General features: G+C 52.1%; 15 protein-coding genes and 1 pseudogene. 1 reads left to right on the plus strand and 15 read right to left on the minus strand.

Going from position 1 to position 17,989, the window contains the following annotated elements:
* The 3 genes and pseudogenes from C4S71_RS20915 to C4S71_RS20925 form a co-directional block, all read right to left on the minus strand.
* Nucleotides 1-224, minus strand: a pseudogene (locus tag C4S71_RS20915) (IS256 family transposase); the annotation flags it as partial.
* 37 nt (nt 225-261) lie between these two features.
* A complete protein-coding gene (locus C4S71_RS20920) occupies nt 262-480 on the minus strand; it encodes a hypothetical protein (RefSeq protein WP_200825340.1) in 219 nt (72 codons plus the stop codon).
* Nucleotides 481-622: 142 nt separating this feature from the next.
* Complete coding sequence (locus C4S71_RS20925) at nt 623-1,726, minus strand: glycosyltransferase family 9 protein (protein ID WP_103970431.1); 1,104 nt, start codon at nt 1,724-1,726, stop codon at nt 623-625.
* Between the two features lie 92 nt (nt 1,727-1,818).
* Between C4S71_RS20925 and C4S71_RS20930 the strand changes: the two genes are divergently transcribed.
* Nucleotides 1,819-2,505 (plus strand): glycosyltransferase family 25 protein, encoded by a 687-nt coding sequence (locus C4S71_RS20930; RefSeq protein ID WP_103970432.1) that lies wholly within the window; start codon nt 1,819-1,821, stop codon nt 2,503-2,505.
* Nucleotides 2,506-2,612: 107 nt separating this feature from the next.
* On the opposite strand, the gene C4S71_RS20935 is transcribed toward C4S71_RS20930, so the two are convergent.
* The 12 genes from C4S71_RS20935 to C4S71_RS20980 form a co-directional block, all read right to left on the minus strand.
* Nucleotides 2,613-3,872: an O-antigen ligase family protein gene (locus C4S71_RS20935; RefSeq protein ID WP_235014751.1), complete on the minus strand. Its 1,260-nt coding sequence runs from the start codon at nt 3,870-3,872 to the stop codon at nt 2,613-2,615.
* 77 nt (nt 3,873-3,949) lie between these two features.
* Complete coding sequence (locus C4S71_RS20940) at nt 3,950-5,305, minus strand: undecaprenyl-phosphate glucose phosphotransferase (protein ID WP_103970459.1); 1,356 nt, start codon at nt 5,303-5,305, stop codon at nt 3,950-3,952.
* A 50-nt stretch (nt 5,306-5,355) separates the two neighbouring features.
* Nucleotides 5,356-6,144 carry a WecB/TagA/CpsF family glycosyltransferase gene (locus C4S71_RS20945; RefSeq protein WP_200825341.1) on the minus strand — a complete coding sequence of 263 codons (789 nt, stop codon included), beginning with the start codon at nt 6,142-6,144 and terminating at the stop codon, nt 5,356-5,358.
* Entirely contained in the window at nt 6,131-7,210 is a 1,080-nt protein-coding gene (locus tag C4S71_RS20950) for a glycosyltransferase family 4 protein (protein ID WP_103970434.1), read from the minus strand. Before C4S71_RS20950 ends, C4S71_RS20945 begins: the two co-directional genes overlap by 14 nt.
* A gap of 24 nt (nt 7,211-7,234) precedes the next feature.
* Nucleotides 7,235-8,509, minus strand: a complete 1,275-nt coding sequence (locus C4S71_RS20955) for an oligosaccharide flippase family protein (RefSeq protein ID WP_103970435.1) — start codon at nt 8,507-8,509, stop codon at nt 7,235-7,237.
* A complete protein-coding gene (locus C4S71_RS20960; protein WP_160113423.1) occupies nt 8,509-9,756 on the minus strand; it encodes an O-antigen ligase family protein in 1,248 nt (415 codons plus the stop codon). Before C4S71_RS20960 ends, C4S71_RS20955 begins: the two co-directional genes overlap by 1 nt.
* A gap of 160 nt (nt 9,757-9,916) precedes the next feature.
* Nucleotides 9,917-11,191: an exopolysaccharide biosynthesis polyprenyl glycosylphosphotransferase gene (locus tag C4S71_RS22830; protein ID WP_103970437.1), complete on the minus strand. Its 1,275-nt coding sequence runs from the start codon at nt 11,189-11,191 to the stop codon at nt 9,917-9,919.
* Nucleotides 11,192-11,305: 114 nt separating this feature from the next.
* On the minus strand, nt 11,306-12,052 hold the full coding sequence (locus tag C4S71_RS20970) for a glycosyltransferase family 2 protein (protein ID WP_146064636.1): 747 nt from the start codon (nt 12,050-12,052) through the stop codon (nt 11,306-11,308).
* A gap of 8 nt (nt 12,053-12,060) precedes the next feature.
* Entirely contained in the window at nt 12,061-13,851 is a 1,791-nt protein-coding gene (locus tag C4S71_RS22395; protein WP_146064637.1) for a hypothetical protein, read from the minus strand.
* Between the two features lie 32 nt (nt 13,852-13,883).
* Nucleotides 13,884-15,083: a polysaccharide pyruvyl transferase family protein gene (locus tag C4S71_RS22400; protein WP_146064638.1), complete on the minus strand. Its 1,200-nt coding sequence runs from the start codon at nt 15,081-15,083 to the stop codon at nt 13,884-13,886.
* A complete protein-coding gene (locus C4S71_RS20975) occupies nt 15,080-15,925 on the minus strand; it encodes a glycosyltransferase (protein ID WP_160113424.1) in 846 nt (281 codons plus the stop codon). The genes C4S71_RS22400 and C4S71_RS20975 overlap by 4 nt, the downstream gene beginning before the upstream one ends.
* Nucleotides 15,926-15,964: 39 nt before the next feature.
* On the minus strand, nt 15,965-17,974 hold the full coding sequence (locus C4S71_RS20980; RefSeq protein WP_103970440.1) for a glycosyltransferase family 2 protein: 2,010 nt from the start codon (nt 17,972-17,974) through the stop codon (nt 15,965-15,967).
* Nucleotides 17,975-17,989 lie beyond the last annotated feature (15 nt).

Raw genomic sequence — 17,989 nt, forward strand, 5'->3', positions numbered from 1 at the left:
CCGATACCGGTCTGCACGGTGCGCTCCGGCAGGTAGCCGTTGCGGACGACGGCTCGACGGCCGTCTTCCAGCGTCTTGTCGGCATATAGCTCCAAGAACGTACTCAACTCCGCCTCCACGGCCTTGGCGATCAGGTCTCGGGCCCCTTTGCGCAGCAACTCATGCAACGGATCAGTAGCGCCGGCGTCTGGCTGCGTCACGGCTTGGAGAGTAGAATTGCTCATGGCGTATCCATCCTATGCTGGTTGTGATCTGGCGTGATCAATCAGCAGGATACGTCACCCTCTCGACTTCCCTCCATACACAAGACTTGAGCTTAACTCCGGCCGGCTTGCTCGACCTCCACCACGGGGCGGCGCGCTCGGGAATGGTGAAGCGCTTGTCGGGGAAGAGGTAATGGAAGGGATAGGCGACCAGCTTGGTCACGTTGGCCAACAGTTTCACGACTCTGGCGAAGGCCAGCACACCGATGTTTTTCAACCCAGCTTCCCCATTCAAGAAGACCACTGCTACGACCCGCCCAAGGCCGCGCGGTTCCAAAGCAGGGCGATAATCTAGCACGCCGGCCTGCACTACAGCGAAAAAATAAAGGGCGCCACGCGGGGCGCCCTATGTTGCGTATTCAAGCTCTTCTTGCCCGCCTGTGCTCGATCACCTTATCGAGAAAAAGATGTAACTCTTTCTCGAGCTCGCTCCAATCCAGGCGGTTGACGTCATCGACCTCTCCCGGCAGCCCCATCAGGTTCGCGGAGTATGGGTGGACGCTGTGCCAAGCCGAGACTTCACCCGGACCATAGGGAAACAGCACGAACGAGGGAATGCCCAGCCCATCGGCAATATGCACAGTGGCAGTGCTTGAAGAGAGCTGGGCCGCGGCCGACGCCAGCAAGGCCACGTTGTCGTAGATGGACTGGGTGTCCGGATAAAGGAAGCAGCGCTGCGCATTCCAGCCGGCAGTGATCGCCTGAACCGCTCTTTCGCAACCAGGCGCCGTCAGCAAGCAGATGTCATGATCGACGGCCATACGCTCGACGCGTTCGATCAGTGCCAGCGTAGTCTCCACGCTGAAGGTCTTGGCCCCGCCCTTGCTAAAAGGATTGATCGCCACGTAAGGGCGCGTGCGCTGCTGCAGAAAGGCGGCTACCCGCTGCTCCGAGCCGGAATCGCGAGGTACGGTATAGTGTTTCTCGGGTGTGGCGATACCGCAGCGCTTCAGCAGCTCACAGTAGCGCTCCTCCATGTGCAACCCCCGCGTGGCCTGGCCCAGCTTGATATCCACCAGGCCAACGGAGTCATCCAGGCTGGCGACATGGCGCGCCTTGACGGAGCCCAGCAGGCATATGTCGCGCGCCTTGGCCAACTCGCTGAAGTGCACGAGCAGGTCGACTTCACCCAGCGAAGCTGCCAAACGGCGGATCTTACCCCCTGAAGGGCGCTTGGGAATGGCATGCACACGGTCGACCCCCAACTGCTCGGTGAACAGCGGAGCCATCTCAGGTGTGGCGATCACCTCGACCGATATCCCTTTGCCTAGCTTGCGCAACTCGGGCACGACCAGGGAGAAAATGATGGAATCGCCCCATTTGGCGTCCCAACGCAGAAAAACGACCCGCTTCAGGTCCGATACACGCTCAACCTCAGGCCTGCAACGATCGTAACGCCAACGAGAGAGTGCGATACGCCAGTCGTCCCGTTTCGCCCTGAAAGCATGCAAATACTTTTTCATTCCCGTTCCTGTCACAAGCCGGCTACACCGCTGGTATAGTAAGCGGCATTCCGCTAGGCTGGCCAATTTTGCAGGATTGAGGGTAGCACACCATGTCGTCACTTCCTCCCGTTACCGTCATCTCCCTACCCGGCTCACCACGCAGAGCGCGTGTTCAGGCCGCCTTCGACGAAATAGGGCTGCCCTTCGAATTTCACGATGCGGTTAACGGGGCAGAATTGAATGACGAAACCCTGGCCAGTGTGGACCAGGCCTACGCCGAGAACGAATGGGGGCACGGTCTCAACAAAGGGGAGATAGGCTGCGCTATCAGCCATATTCAACTCTACGAGCGCATGGTGGAACAGGGCCTGGAAGAAGCCATCATCCTCGAGGACGACGCCCAGCCCGTTGAAGGGTTTCGCGAAACCCTGCTCACCCTGCTGGCCAGGTTACCTACTCGAGCCGAACTTGTCTTCCTGTATCACGGCAAGGCCAAGGGGTGGCCAATCAAGCGGCAGTTAGCCAATGGGCATAAACTAGTGCGCTATCGTTACCCCAGTGCCAAGTCCAAGCGATGCATCATAGGTGCATGCGGCTACTGGATCTCGCAAAGCGGCGCCCAACGGCTGGTCGAGATGGCCTACCCCATACGCATGCCGGCCGACTACTTGACCGGATTCATACAACGCAGCCGCCTCAAGGCTTACGGCGTCGAACCAAACCTGTTGACCGAGGCCGGCTTCCCCTCGGAGATCGACGCAATAGAGAAGCGCAACTACGGCGCCCACCTCAGTTAGGCGGTTAGCGTCAGCCGGAGAGCGCAGGGCTGTTTCGTAACAAGCTCCGCGCTCAAAGCCCATAGCCCATAGCCCATAGCCCATAGCCAAAGCTACCTTGGCTAGGTTTACACGCCTATATTGGCTTGTTTCTGCTCCGCATGCCGAAAAAGCGCCCAAATGACAGGCAACAGGAAGGCATACACCATGACGCCGCTGTTGTGGGCCAGGAATACCTGAGAAAGCCCAAAGTCGAAATAGGCGACCGGCAGCAACACACCGGCAACGGCAAAGGAGCGCAGCTCGAGGTCGGGCGCCTTCAGTTGGCGAGCAAACAGGCGCATCGGCACCAGGTACAGGGCCAGCACCGCCAACAGACCGATGATGCCACGCTTGGCCGCGGCATCGAGAAACTCATTGTGGGCATGGCCGAAGTTGGAAACGTGTGGATGCACCAGGCCTTCCTCAACCAGCTCATCCTGGCGTGCGATATAGCCATTGTGGCCCCATCCCTGAAGCGGTCGCTCCAGGAACATATGAACGGCCCCCTTCCACATCTCGAACCGAGCGCCAATCGATGTCGTCTGTCCTGCTTGGGCAGCATAGCTGGTGACATCGAGAACGGCTCGCTCCACGCGATATTGTACTCCTGTTTGAGGTATGGCATAGGCCAACGAACCAAGTACGAAAACGGCTAGAAGCGCCAAGCCTTTCCATTTGGTGGAAAGCACCTCCCCATAGCCCTTGTACAGCACCCAGAACACCACAGGTAGCCCTACCCAGCCACCTCGGGTACCGGAAAGCAACGAGCCCAACACACCACCTACGCAGCCGAAGGTCAACAACAGCAGCCAACGGCCGCGGTGCGGCTGACGAAATGCCCATCCCATACCCGCCAGACACAGAATACCGGTCAACATACTGATGTTGCCGTACTGAATCACGTAGGTGTAGCCAGTGGCACGATCGACGTCCAACGCCATCTTTTGCCAGATAGACCAACCGCCAGTCAGGATGCCACCTACGGCCAACCCAGCCCACAAAGCGCTCGCTCGCGGTGGATAGGCCAATACCAGCATCAACACCGGCACGGCCAGCAGAAAGCGAATGGGCTTGTCCATTCCGCGTGTACCCTGGCCGTCCCACCAAGCCTCGGCGATCCAAACCACGGCAATGGCAACCAGTACGGCGACGATCCACCAATCGCGCCGCTCAAGCGCCGGCCCCTTTGGTAAAAACAACAAGGCGGTACTGCCCAACAGGAGCATGACCGCACCCAGCGAGTAGCCACTAGGCACTACCAACGCAATAGCCATGAGAAGAAAAGCCGCTGTGCTCGTGTAATGGCGCATATTCACGGCTGCGGGATTGGCTACTGTCACATTCACTAGGCACACCTGTCATCAATTTGCGGAATGGCCGGCATGATGCCCATCGACCAGCGTCAAAGCAAGGGTGGCGGCCCTCAGTAAGCATTCGAGCCTGAGAATCCCTTGAAGATCGTCAAGAAAATGATTTTCAAATCCAAACCTAGCGACCAATTGTCGATGTACCACAGGTCGTGCTCGACACGCTGCTCCATCTTTTCAAGAGTGTCCGTCTCGCCGCGCAACCCATTCACCTGCGCCCAGCCGGTGATGCCCGGCTTCACCTTGTGGCGCCTCATATAGGATTCCACCAGTTCTCGATAGTGATCGTTATGAGAGAGAGCATGCGGGCGGGGGCCTACGATCGACATGCGCCCCTGCAGCACGTTGTAGAATTGCGGCAGCTCATCCAGCGAAGTACGGCGCATGAAAGCGCCCACCTTGGTAACCCGCTTATCGTCTCGCTTGGCCTGGGTGACCTGCCCTTCGGGCTCATCGTGCATCTCCATCGAGCGAAACTTATACACCTTGAAGCGCTTGCCGTTGATACCCGTTCGATACTGCTTGAACAGTACAGGTCCCGGCGAGCTGAGCTTCACAATGACAGCCAGCACAAGACAGACCGGCAGTATCAACACCCCGATCAACGCCCCCAGCACGATGTCCTCGAGTCGCTTGATTACCGGCGCCAGGCCGGCCATGGGGCTAACACTGAGATCCAACGCATAGCGCCCCGCCACCTGGCTGGCGCGGTGGTTGAGCAAGCGCATGTCCTTGAGACCGGGCATTAGCCGTACATCCATCATCAACTGCTGGAGGGCACGAAAAATCCTCTGGGCCTCATGGCCCCTTTCCAAGGGTATGCAGATCCAAACCTCCCTGGCCCCGGAGCGCTCCACGCGACTCACCAGCGCTTCCAGCGCCTCCTCGTCCAGCGTATCCCGTAGACGGTGTACGCCCGCAATACTGAACCCTTCCGAGGCGTAACGGCGCATGTCTTTGCCTACATCCAGCACGTGGCCTTGCGGCCCCACCAGAAACACCCCCCGCCTCAAGCGCCCCTGACGATACAGCGCCTTGACTATCTGATATGCCAGCACACGCGCTGCCACCGAAAGCAAAAAAGATCCAAGCAACGTGAAACCCACCCACAGCCGCGAATAGCGATCGGCCACATGGGCGAGAAACAGAAACGACATGACGACCAGCGCAACCCCCAACCACACCACCAGCAGGTGCATCAAAACCTGTGGGAAGCTGAAGCTCCGCCAGTGCTGGTACGCTCCATTCATGGAACAGGCCAAGGTGACCAACGCAGCAATGGCCAGTAGGGCAATGCCGTACTGCATATCGAGCTGCCAAATGCCGAAACGCAGCCGATGGACACCAAGCCCCACCAGTACGACCAAGAGAAAGTCAACCCACGGGCCAATCAGCGAGACCGGATCCCGCATTGCAATACCACTGTTCCTCATCTGGATGTCTCTTTTACCATCGTTCTTCGTTACCGCTTGAAACGATAACAGTACAGACTATATATATTGGTAATTAAATATCTCCAAAAAAGCCTACGCGGTTCACGCAACATACGATACATCCACTCCAGCCCAGCGTCTTGCATCCACTGCGGAGCACGAGAAGAATTTCCGGAAAGAAAGTCGAACAGCCCACCGCAAGTCTTTAGCCAAGTCACGCCATGCAATTTCTCACGCATACGCAAGCACCATAGCTCTTGCCGAGGGCGGCCAAGTCCAACAAAAACAACATCTGGAGAAAGCCTATTGATCTCATCGACAACTTCCGCTTCTTCTTGTGAGCCATCTTGAAAATAGCCATGGTGATAGCCAACTATCTGGATACCAGGATAAAGACTTCGCACACGCTCTACTGCAAGCATCAGCACATCACTATTCGCTCCAAGTAGGTAAAGCGTCAAGGAATGTGAAACGCAGGCCTGGGCTACATCGTGAAAGAAATCGGTCGTTGCGATTCGCTCCGGAAAATGAGCCTCAGTGAATTTATTACCCGCTTTTACCACCGACATTCCATCAGCGTGCACGACGTCCGCCGAGTCGATGCACTCGCGGAACAACGAATCAGTGTGATATTTATGAACCCCCTCACCATTCATCGAAAAAACCAGTTTGGGGTGCGCACACTTGGACTCCACCTCTCTCAAGAAACGCGATATCAGCCCCTTCCGATCATATGCATCAACAGGGACGCCCCCGACAATGGCTCGTTGAACGAAATCTCTCTTTTGGCCTCGCGGCGTAACATCAACTCGCTGCATCGATATATCCCTGCACCATCTTGTCAATCGAAAAATCTTGGGAACGCTTTCGAGATATATCAGATAAGGCTGCGCTCCTCTCAGTGTCAATGCTTAATGTTTTCATAGCAGCAGTCCATTCAGCAGGTTGGTCGGGGGGCAACAACACCCCTGCATCGCCAACCACCTCTCTCATGGCCGGTATATCGCTACACAGTACTGGCTTGCCTGCGGCCATGGCCTCTACCACAGAAAAACCGAAAGCCTCATAACGAGATGGGAACAAAAAAGCATCCCCCCAATGCAAAAACGCATTGATTCTTGAGGGTGGAATCTCGCCAATTAGCTTTACCCGGTCTTCCAAACCCTTCAACTTTATGTAGCACTCATACTCATGCCTCAGCTCACCATCCCCAGCAACAACCAAGATGGCATCATCCACATCAGCAATTGCATCAAATATGACTTTCTGATTTTTCTGTGGATGCAACCTACCGGAAGTGATAAATTTAAACTTTCCTTTATGCCGGTTTGACTGCTCAATTTTGAAAGGCATAGGATCAGGTTCAGCGTATGCCTTCACATCCACCCCATTCCGGATCATCACCAAGCGCTTCTTATACCTGGCAGGATATCGATCAAAGGAATGTAACACTGTATTAGAAACGCAGATGCCAATATGATAAAAACCAAGGACGCCTAAAATTTTATCAACACGTCGACAAAGTGATGGATAGCTGTAAACAGGATTTCGGTGAGACACAACGATACGCGGCACCAAAGCCATACGCCCAATAGCCCCGGCGATGACGTTGGCATAATGAGTATAGGCTATAATTGCGTTCGGCTTTTCGCGGCGCAAATAAGAAAACAAGCGGAGAAAAATTTTTATATAGTCCAGAACACCGGAAGGTGACCGACTCAGCAAAGACACAACACCTGAGCAATTATCGTATACACCCCGCTTACGGTACAAAAAACAGACGGAAGCGTCCACTCCTTGTCTCCTCATGGCTTGAGCGTTACGTATGGCTGCTCCTTGCGCCCCTCCTGCTTCCATCTGTGTAACCACATGAATGATTTTCAAATATCCTCCGCTAACCTGAAAAATTTAGCGCATCCTATCGTACCGCCAAGCCACCAGCAGCATATGACTTATCAAAACAACATATAACAACCCTGAAACAAGACTAAACGCCGCCACTGCAGCGACATCGGAATCGAGTAAAGTCGCCGCGATAAACATGGCCAGCGTTTTCGCCGCCACAGAAACGACAGTATAAACAAGAAAAAATTTGTTTTGTTGAAGGACCGAAACCAACACAACAGCAGGCACCTTGGCAAAATCGAAAAGCGCCCATACAGCAAGCCACCCGGCATAGAGCCCAGCTGCTTGCCATTCTGAACCAAACACAAAACCGAACAGCCATTCCCCATATAGTACTACTATAGCCAACGGCGGCATGGCTAACACCAACATTCCCAATGTCAGCTTTAGAGAGATCGAAAACAACGGCGACTTTTCATTATCAAGCACACTTATTCTCTGGAACAACACTTTCCTTAGCGATTGAGCGACAAGCATCGCAGGTAGTACCATCACTCGATTAGCCAGCCAGAAAAAACCAACGTATGCCGCTCCAAAATACCCGCCCAGCAGTAAAATTGGCACATTTTGTGACAATGAATTTATAAAGTCCTGAGGCGCCCTGTATTTTGGAAAGTCAGCGTATCGTTTCACCAAGGCCATATTACGGCGTATTCCTTTAGCGCCACCAATCACATTTGTCAAGCGCTCTCTGGCAGGATACGCCATGCAAATTACCTTGCTCATGTGATTAAGCACGCCACCAATGACAAGCCCCCAGGCTCCCAGCTTCAATAGCCCGGCAATTATCATGAATAGACTCGAAACTATTGCGCCGACAACGCCTGCTGCAGAGACCATCTTGAAAGCTTTATCGCGGGCCAGCCAATGATCAAATGTATTTGACAGCCCGATCATCAATACACTCACAGGAAGCAGCACAAGATACGCTTCCAGGCCAGGTGTATCAAAAAAACCGGAAAGCCAGCCACTAGCTGGTAGAAAGGCAACCAATACCAGGGAGAATGCGACCGCACAAAATAGTGAAACGAAAAAAACACGGTTAGCCAAGTAGTCTTTCGGCGGCAACATGATTGCAAGGTCATACCTTCCATTGCTAACCGTGCCTAGAATCGTCGAGAGTGAAAGAAAAATGCCCATTATGCCGAAGGCTTCGGCACTGAAAAGCCGGGTCAGGACAGGACTGACGGCAACGACAATCACCTGTGCCAGCGCCGTACCTGTCAGCAGGATGAAAAAATTGCGCGCCAGTTCATTCCGCTTTATCCGCCTCAGCATCAATCTGGACCGCCTTGTACTCTTCGTGGATGAGCAGGCTCAGCCCCTGGGGCCACGCGATACGAACCAGCCATCACCAACAACACCACCTGCATATAGGCGTAAAAGGTTGCCATCATCTCATGATGAATGGCGGCCTCGGTCAGGTTATACAAGGCGAAGCCCGCCGTGAAAACCAAGGCTGCCTGCGCCCAGGTATTGTCAGGATCCTGCCGATACAGGCGCCAATGGTATACCCCTGGCACTACCAGGTAGCCGATCAACGCCAGCAGCCCCAATATCCCCCCCGTGGCCGCCACTTCGAAGTACTGGCTATGGGCATGGCCACGACTGACGCCAAGCACCCATTCCGTTATCACTCCCTGCTCCATCAACTCTGCATTCAACGCTTCACGCTCTGCGTAGCCAAGCCCGATCAACGGCCGGGCCATGAAAGCATGGGAAGCTGCCGTCCACAGCTGTAGCCGGCCACCACTCGACACCGCAGCGCCAATATTGCCATCCCTCAGGTTGGTCACTTCCGCCACGGTATAGTCAACACGGCTCTGCACGTTTGGAAGCGTAGCGTAGCTCCCCAATGCCAGTAGCAGCATGCCGGTGATGCCCGCTGCGATTGTCTTCCCGCCGATCTTGTCACGGTTCAAGAGCAACAATAAAAGCAGCAGGATCGGCATCGCCAAAATCCCCCCCCTGGCAAGGGAGAGCACGCAAGTCACGGCTCCGGCCACGGCGGCTGCCAGCAGCCATCCCTTGCGTTCGCTTCCCCGAATCAGGCTGGCCGCCAAAAAAGCCATGGCACAGCTGAGGTAGCTCAGATTGATGCTGAAGAGAAATCCCTCGGCGCGGTAGGAGCCCATTACTTGAGTTTGGTAAAGCGCGACCCCCAAGGTAGCCAAGCAGCCCAACACCACGCCGGCTTCCATGTAGCGCCTGAACGAAGGCAAGTCGCCGGGTATCAGCAAGTGGCGCAGCATCAGGTAGATGGGCACCAAGGCAGCCATGTGCGCGCCTGGCGCCAGGTAGCGCGACTGCTGATCGATCCAGAAATAGATGGGCAGTCGCGAAAGCAGAAACAGCAACAGCAGTGCAACCACTACCCAATCGAACTGAGTGATCGACAGCGTATGGCGGTTGGCCACCAAATAGCCGATCGAATAAAGCAGCAGCACCGCAACCACGGCATGGCTACGAATCGGCGTGGCAATGAGTAACGCCAGCACCAGAAATAGCGCCCACTGGTTGATCAAGATCGCTCGCTTTCTTGTGAACACTTCTCTTAGTCTCCCATCCCCGCTTTCAAGCGAGCCATTAACGCAGCGAGCGCCCGCAGGCGCTCGCAGAAATCCTACCACACCAGACCCGATGCGCACGGCCAGCATGCCATGCCGCACCCTACTGCACTTCAACCTAACGCGCCCCAAAACCGGTAAACAGGATACGCACCGTCTTGAGGGTGATCAGCACGTCCAGCCACAGCGATACGTGCTTGATGTAGTAAAAATCGTACTGCAGCTTCTTGGTCATGCCCTGGACCTCTGCTGCGTAGCCCTGCTCCACCTGGGCCCAGCCGGTAATGCCAGGGCGTACCACGTGGCGGTAGCTGAAGAACGGCACGTCCTCTTCGTACCACTCGGAGAGCGAAGCCGACTCCGGGCGCGGGCCAATGAAGCTCATCTCCCCCTTCAGGATATTGAAGATCTGCGGCAGCTCATCGATGCGGTACTTGCGGATCACCTTGCCCACCCGGGTGATGCGCGGGTCATCCTCGGAGATGGTGAAATCCTCTCCGCTCATGTCGTGATACATGCTACGAAATTTGAACATCAGGAAGGGCCGGGCACGATAGCCCACCCGCGGCTGCATGAAAAACACCGGCCCGGGGCTGTCCAGCTTGATGATCACCGCCGTCACCAGCATGATCGGCAACAGCACCGGCAGCAGCAGCAGCGCCCCCACGGTATCGACCAAGCGCTTGAAGCGCAGATACATGAGTGAAGGAAGCAAGCTTCCGAACTCATTCTCGGAGAGGCTGTCGATCTGTACCCTGCCTGAGAGCGACTCATGGATCTGACGAATGTGGTAAACCGGTATATGGCACAAGGTGCAGGTGGCCAGGAATTTCTCCCATTCCGGCGGCAGATCCTCGGCGCGTAAGTCAGCCACTACGCCATCGAAGCGAATGCCGTGCAGATCGGGTTCCTCCAGCATGCGCAGGTCGATACGCTCGGTGCCCAACAAACGCTTGGTGTTACCGAACGGCACCAAGGCCAGCTTGAGCTTGCGGTAGCGTCGGCCGATGAAATAGCCCAGGTAGAACCATACCAGGCTTGTTAGGTAGCCACCGAACAGCACCTGCCTGGTATATCCTTCCCGGGTGAAAAACAGCAAGGCAACGGCTATCAGAAATGCGACGGAAACCGTAGGCAGGATATAGGCTGCCAGTTGGGTACCGGGGTAGGTCCCCAAACGGCGCAGCGTCAGGGCGGAAGCCATGAACGCTAACCCAACAGCGATGATGGTGTTGCTCCGAACATCCGGGAGATAGAGCCAGAATTCCCATCCCCAACGCTCCAGCGACGGCAACAGGATGACCAAAGGCAACCCCAGCAGCACGTGAATGCCCAGCCCCAGCAACAACACCTCATACCAGCGGGAGTGCCGGCGCTCGTACTTACGTTGCATAGTTCATCGCTGCCATAGGATCCTACTCATCGTATGCACGTCGTCGCCAAGCTTCACGCTCTCGACAAGGCGCCATATCCTCTCATACTCGAGCTACGGAAACGACGGCAAAAATCACTTGCGAAGCGCACTGATGGTATGGTGCATCAGGAACCACCCGGAGCGCAGGGGGTCGAGCCCCTCTTGATCCCGGTAGATTCGGTAGACATCACGCATCTTGGCTAATTTGTTGGCTGAGAGACTCTCCCCTCCTGTATGGTAGACAGCATGTAAACCGGGGTATTTGCGAGCCGGCCCACCCAGCCGGGTGAGAATTAGCCATAGCCCCCAATCCTGACCTCGCCTCACGTCGGGCATGTATACCTTCCCTAGCGCCTCCTGGTCGTAGGCACTCGTCAGGCAGCCAATAGGACAGCCATGCAGCAAATCCCGGTAGCTGACCAGCTCGGGCGCCATGAAGGTACCCAGCGGTGCTCCCGATACCCGCTCGCGTCGTTCGTAATCACCATAGCTGAACGTCACTCCTTCTCTTTGCATAAAACCGATCTGAGCCCCAAGTTTACCGGGCAACCACAGATCATCACTATCAAGGAAGGCGATATACCTCCCTTCAGCTGCCTCAATGCCAAGGTTACGTGCTTGAGCCACGCCAGAACGTTTTTGCTTGATATAGATTAGGTGCGTGTGCCTGATTTGCAATTCTTCAACAATTTCTCGAGTATCATCGTCCGAGCCATCGTCAACAATAATATGACTTAGCACAAGGTCCTTCTGCTTAGAGACCGACTCAATTGCAGCTCGCAAGCTTTGGCTGGAATTGAAAGAAGGCGTTACGACACTGACATGCATATAAGCTTTCAAAGCTCCTATCAATGCATTAGCTCTTTCGGTGATTCCGAACCGACTAACGGATTTCTCAATATATCTCGCATGTAAGTAAAGGCCTTCTTATAATGTTCCTTCACAATGGCCGCTTCGAGCTTGTGGCAGCTGTCCACCATCCTCAAGCTTAGAATCAACTTCTCTCTATTCTGCTCTTTCAGACCCCGTCTCTCAATCAGCGAGTCACAACATTTTTCCAAGCGCGCAGACGTTGCATTCGACGGCATACCAATACCAATAGGCTCCAGCTTCCACCGCCCCCAACTCATAACTAGGTACCCCTCGTCGCTATCAACCACATTAGCACGACTCAAATCAGGATTGTAAATAAACAAAGGAAGCTGTGACAAAGCCTTTACAACCTTACCTCTATTTCTCATAAAGCTTTTGAACACCCTGCGTTCTTCAGCAGAATCCACTGCCAAAGAAACTCTTTCAATGAAATTTTGAGTCAACCTTCCAGGCAGCGTAGGATGCGAGGTCAAGTAGGAAGAAACAAGTTTTTTGGGCGGCGCAATACACCAGTAATCTGAAATAATATCCAAAGACATATTCTTCCACATAGAAGGAGACAATGCCGTTGCACTCCCATAGTCATAAATTCTACAAATGAAATCACCCTCGGTAAAAATGGCTCGGACTTCGGGAGCCTTTAACTCTTGACGACTAATATTCTCGAAAAGAAAATCTTCGTGTTCAAAAAGAGTAAGCATACCCTTGGGTATCACTTGATGTTGGTAATATGCCTCTGCGATCCCCTCACCAAATTCCTTATTTTTAACGGAAATCAAAAAAGACGAAATCTTGTTTACCGTTGGATCTTGCCAAGTTGACGAGACCTCTACCGACTGATTTTCTCCTAACTGCAAGTGGACTCCCAATTGTTCGACTGCAATTCGCTCTCTGACAGGCTTATCGAAAAGCACCCTCATGGTTTTTTTCGACTTATGCTCAGGTTTTACAAGTTGCTTGTGACGAAAAACAAGAGGATCTATTTGGAATTTCTTCTTCCACAACCCGACTCCCGTTCCGACAACACTCGAAAGCGCACTAAGAGTTTGCCTTAACAACAAAATAGCCAAGATAGAGAAGAGTAAATTTCCTCCCTGCCCGGAGACAAATGGATATAGGAGAACGAAAAAAGAAAGAAGGAAATTTATTGTTGAACATGTAGCCAAGTAACCTGAAAGATTATAAATCAAAACATGTTTCAAGCCCTTTGTTTCGTATGGGCTGCTCAACTTGAAGGCCGCATAAGCAATCACGTACTGCAGAGTAAAAGCTGCCAGCAAGGTATAAAGAAGGTTGAGGTTTATAAAGCTCAAGAGTGCCATCGCAACAATGACTACAAGAGTATCTGCAAGCACACCACCAAATTTTGCATAATAGCTACTCGCGTCACTCTGTGAGCGGCTCGATACGGCTATCTCATTGGCTCCTTGTAAAACCTGCAAGCTGCCCGTCTCTGACAGCCATCGTATCCACCTCTCCAGTAGAAGAGAAAGTATGTAAAAACCTACGGCACCAAATGCCAATATAATAATCCATTGACTTTTTTGATGCGGCTCGATAAAAAATCGAAAATATGCTGGTATTCCATCGGAAGCAGCAAGCAGTAAAACCTTTAATGGCAGGAAAGTAGTTAAGATTTGAACGAACCTTAACGTCGACGAAGAAAGAACTAGAAGAAAAGTCGTAAAAGGCCTTATCTTGAAAAAAACAGAGTTGATTTTTGCTATCCAGGCTATAGTCACAGCCGTTTGCGAAAATAGATTCATGATAAATAAAACCAGCCCTTAATCGTACCGGCTTAAATGAAGATGGTTAAAAAATCTTTCGAAAAGCTCATTCTACCATTTGGTCTAAGAAAGAATACATCCCCAACATGCTGATTTTTTGTGACTTTGAGCCCCTCCATTGTATAACTTTTAGAAAGCAATGGAGGTATGGAATTCTTTACAATAGAGGCAAAGACAAAACCATGCTTATGATCCATAATCGTCATAATTTTATTGAGAGTTTCAGGAGAAATATCATCCACCTCCTCTCCTAAAAGGGTATAGACAGGATGCGCCATAGCGGCATTGGCTCTCCTGAATCCTTTCTTTACCATACTCTCCAGGTCGGCTCGCTCTTCGTTTGATAATGCAGAAATCTTTCTCAGATCGCTTCTCTCCAGCTTTATCGTCTCCCGAAGAGGCATCAATTCTTTACATTGCTGATGAGGAACCAATTTTTTGTTGAGTTCAAGGGCCACCTCATTATAAGGCAGCGAGTCCATCAAAGCATCTACTTCAATCAACGAACCACTAAGACGGCTTTGCCTGACAAGCTCATCGAAAGGGGTATTCAGTGGGAAAGGCTTCTCTTGTGGCAGATCCGTTGTACTGTACCAATCTTCGAATTTAAACTTCCATCTCTCATCAAACCGATCAGAAATCCATACATTAGGTATTCCTAGAGACTCGGCAAAAATCAAGCCATGCAAACTTTGAGAAATCACTACCTCTGAATCAATCAAATCCCTAATTTCAGATAAATTATCTGTCAAGATATTAAAAACACAGACGTCATCCATTTTTCTGTATTTTTTAAATACAGGGTGATTAATTGACGCATGGTGGGGAATAATACAAGCACGGTACCGCCTGCTGCCACTAATTGGAGAAGAACAGATTTTATTCAATAAATAGCCAGGATCCCCAAGCGGGACATCAGGTACCTTATAGCCAAGATTCGTCAGCGCTTCTACCGTCTTCTTTCCTCTCAGCGCTCGGATCTTGCTTGCATCTATCGGGGGGATGGGCTTCTCAGCATTTATCATCCCACTTCCCCAGACATAAGAATGCATACTCGCGTCAAAAAAGATACTTCCTATACCTAAAACATGTGCCTGAGATTTATTGCAATAAACAGATGGAAGACCAGAAACTCTTTCAATGATGTATGGGTTAATAGCGTCCCCAAGATTACGAATTTTGTTATACATTCGATAAGGAATGACTTTCATTTCGCTCCCTCCGCCTCATCCATTGCCATTTTCACATAAAATCCGTGAAAGGCCGTATCGAGAGGGACTCTTTCCGCCTTTCTACTCCGCTTTTTAAAGAAACTTTCAGCCGTATCCGAACTCTTGTAGCACATCCTTACATAAGCATTCAGCGATTCGTCGAGTAGCAAGGGGTAACGCTCTTGAACGGTTGTATGTTTTCCAGACTGAAAAATATTAATAGTTTTATGAGAAAAAGCATTACGCTTTGCGTCATAAAAATTAATGAAAGCTAGGCCAAGAGCAATTTTTGGATAATAAACTTCTATTGCCGATGTCACCCTACCAAGTTCTTGATCAAATAAAACAGCATGTCCCTTAGGATAGGAAACCATATGGCCAGAAAAGACAGGAGACAAGTATTTATTTAAGCTACTCAAGTAATCAGAATGCAATGCATCATCGTCATCAAGTCTAACTGTTGCATACACTGTATCCCGCCCTTCTACAGCGCTCTTAATATAACCATTTATTTCCTTGTTCATATTTCCATCGGGACTCAAAAAAAGTGTATCTACCCAATTAAACTTTTCGGTCGCCTCTGAGAGTGATTCCTTTGCATCGTCCGGTAGCTCACTTGAAGTAATTACCATCAGCCTCACATCGATGTCGCTCTGCTTAGAAACTTGCGCAGCGATGCTAGGGAGCATGACGTTATTAAAAAAATAAAAGTGCTGGTCTAGACGATCCTTCGAAAAAAGCTTTCTCCTATACTCTTCAAAATCTGAGTCCTTGGCAATATTCCAAGCCTTTGACTTCAAGAGCACACTGTACCTTACAACAATAAATGCTATTTTTTTCAAAATAAATCCTTAACAATAAACCATGGAATAGATCGATAATCAATGGGTAAGTGATGTATCGCTAACTATCGCCTCCAGGGCCGCCCTAATCTCATTAGGACATCGAGCATCCGCCTCGACTCCCCATGGTATGAAAAATTCCGAAACCGAATTAAACCCTACGTCAGTTTTCATTATTTCGGCATCTTCTCGGGATACCGGCAGCCAAACTGCAGCTTTTCCAAAAGCTGATAACAAGTTCGCTTCAACAGCTTCTTTTTCGAGCTTTCCACTAGGAAAGCGGCTTCCATCGGTGTGCCCGGAACATGCCCAGACCTTTTGAGCTTCCCACCTAGGCCATCTATCAAGCAGTTTTCCGCATGCAATGACATCCGTCACAATAGAATGCTTGGCCTTTAAAGCATCTTCTGCAGCAATGATATCAATCTTACCCTGTGAAGATAGAACCTGATAGTTCGGGGCTACCTGCCTATGAAGAGACTTCTCGTACCGAGGCCAATGGAAAACAGCTACTCGATACTTACCCTCTTCCGCTATGGCACTGACCAAGGCTTGCTGCAGCTCTCCCACTCCCTTTTTCAGCGCCAAGTCACCTACAAATAGAAAGTCGTACTCTTTGGGTTCGGGATTCTTCATCAACAGATTGGGTGGCGCAGCAAAGCGTCTGAAGCTATCTGCAGGCAGTATCTTCAATTCTCCGTCTGCAGCATGCTGATGCCACCATTTCTGGGCTTCCCGGTAGACCCGGCGAGTACCATAGAAGATCGTCTTGACGTGTGTCGGCCCAGTTTGGGTCAGCGAGTCCTCCTGGCTAAGGGAGAAGGACAACGGCACCTCCTCATGCACTACCTTGATCGCTCGCTTGCCGTGAACCGCTTGAATCCGCCAGATGTATTCGGTGTCGGCCGCCGCCCTTACTCGATCCCAGGCACCCAATGTATCAACCAGTGAGCGTCGGAACATCAACGATGATTCATTCTGGCGCTGCAGATTCGGCCCAGGAATCACTCCCACGCGATTGATATAGAGGTCGCGCGATGCTCGGCACCACGAACTCATGCATGCCACTAGAGACTCATCTGCAAGCAGCGCCTTGACCTGAACCTCGATCTTTTGAGGATGCGACCAGTCATCGGCATCGTGCACAGTGATGAATTCTCCTGTCGCCTTTTCCAGGGCAGTCAGGCGAGCCCCATAGGCGCCCGTGTTTACCTCATGGCGGATCGGCACGATGCGTGGGTCCTGCTCGGCATAGGCCTGTAGCACGCTCCAAGTATCGTCAGGACTACAGTCGTCAACTGGGATGATTTCGATATTTCGCCAAGACTGCGCGAGAAGCCCACGGATCGCCTTTTCGATGGTAGCAGCCGAATTGTAGGCCGGCATCAGGACACTTACCTTGGGGCCATCGTGGGAAGTCACACCATCTCGGGCTCGTAGGTTATGGATCGCCAGAGGAGCGCTATCATCCAGTAGTGCCAGCTCAGCGAAACCATATCTGGCGAACATGCGGTTGATCCATGTAAGCCGCTCAGCATCGCTCGCCCCTGCCGCATGCAGTACGTTCGAATAAGCAAGGCAGTAGTCCGATGGCGCAACCTCATGCTTACGCATCGCATGCTCGAGACACCGGCGGGCCTCTTCGGCGCGGCCTAGCCGATTCAGGCAATCCACCTCCAAGAGAATTTGCCCCTTCTCCCAGCCCCGCTTTTTATCCAGGGCCCGCATCAACAGAGCATACTGCAGAGCAAGCTCATACTCTGACCGCGCCGAATGCCAACGCGCCAACACCCAGGCAGCGTCGGCCCGTACACCGGCCAGCATGGAGCGGGAAGTGACGATGGAATGCAGGTCTTGAAGAGCATGGGTGGAGTACCCACCCCAAAGCTTCTTTTCCAACGCTAACGCCGGGTACGGAGCCGGCTCGAGATTGAGCCCCAAGGCATCCTGTACCGAGAGCGGAATGGTCCGGAGTGCTCGGTTCAGTACTGGATGCAAGATTCGACGCTTAACGGCTGACCTTACACGGTGATAAAACGCTAAATTCATATTTGGGTCTCTAGA

It is taken from the genome of Billgrantia desiderata (assembly GCF_900108215.1).
Lineage (GTDB): Bacteria > Pseudomonadota > Gammaproteobacteria > Pseudomonadales > Halomonadaceae > Halomonas > Halomonas desiderata.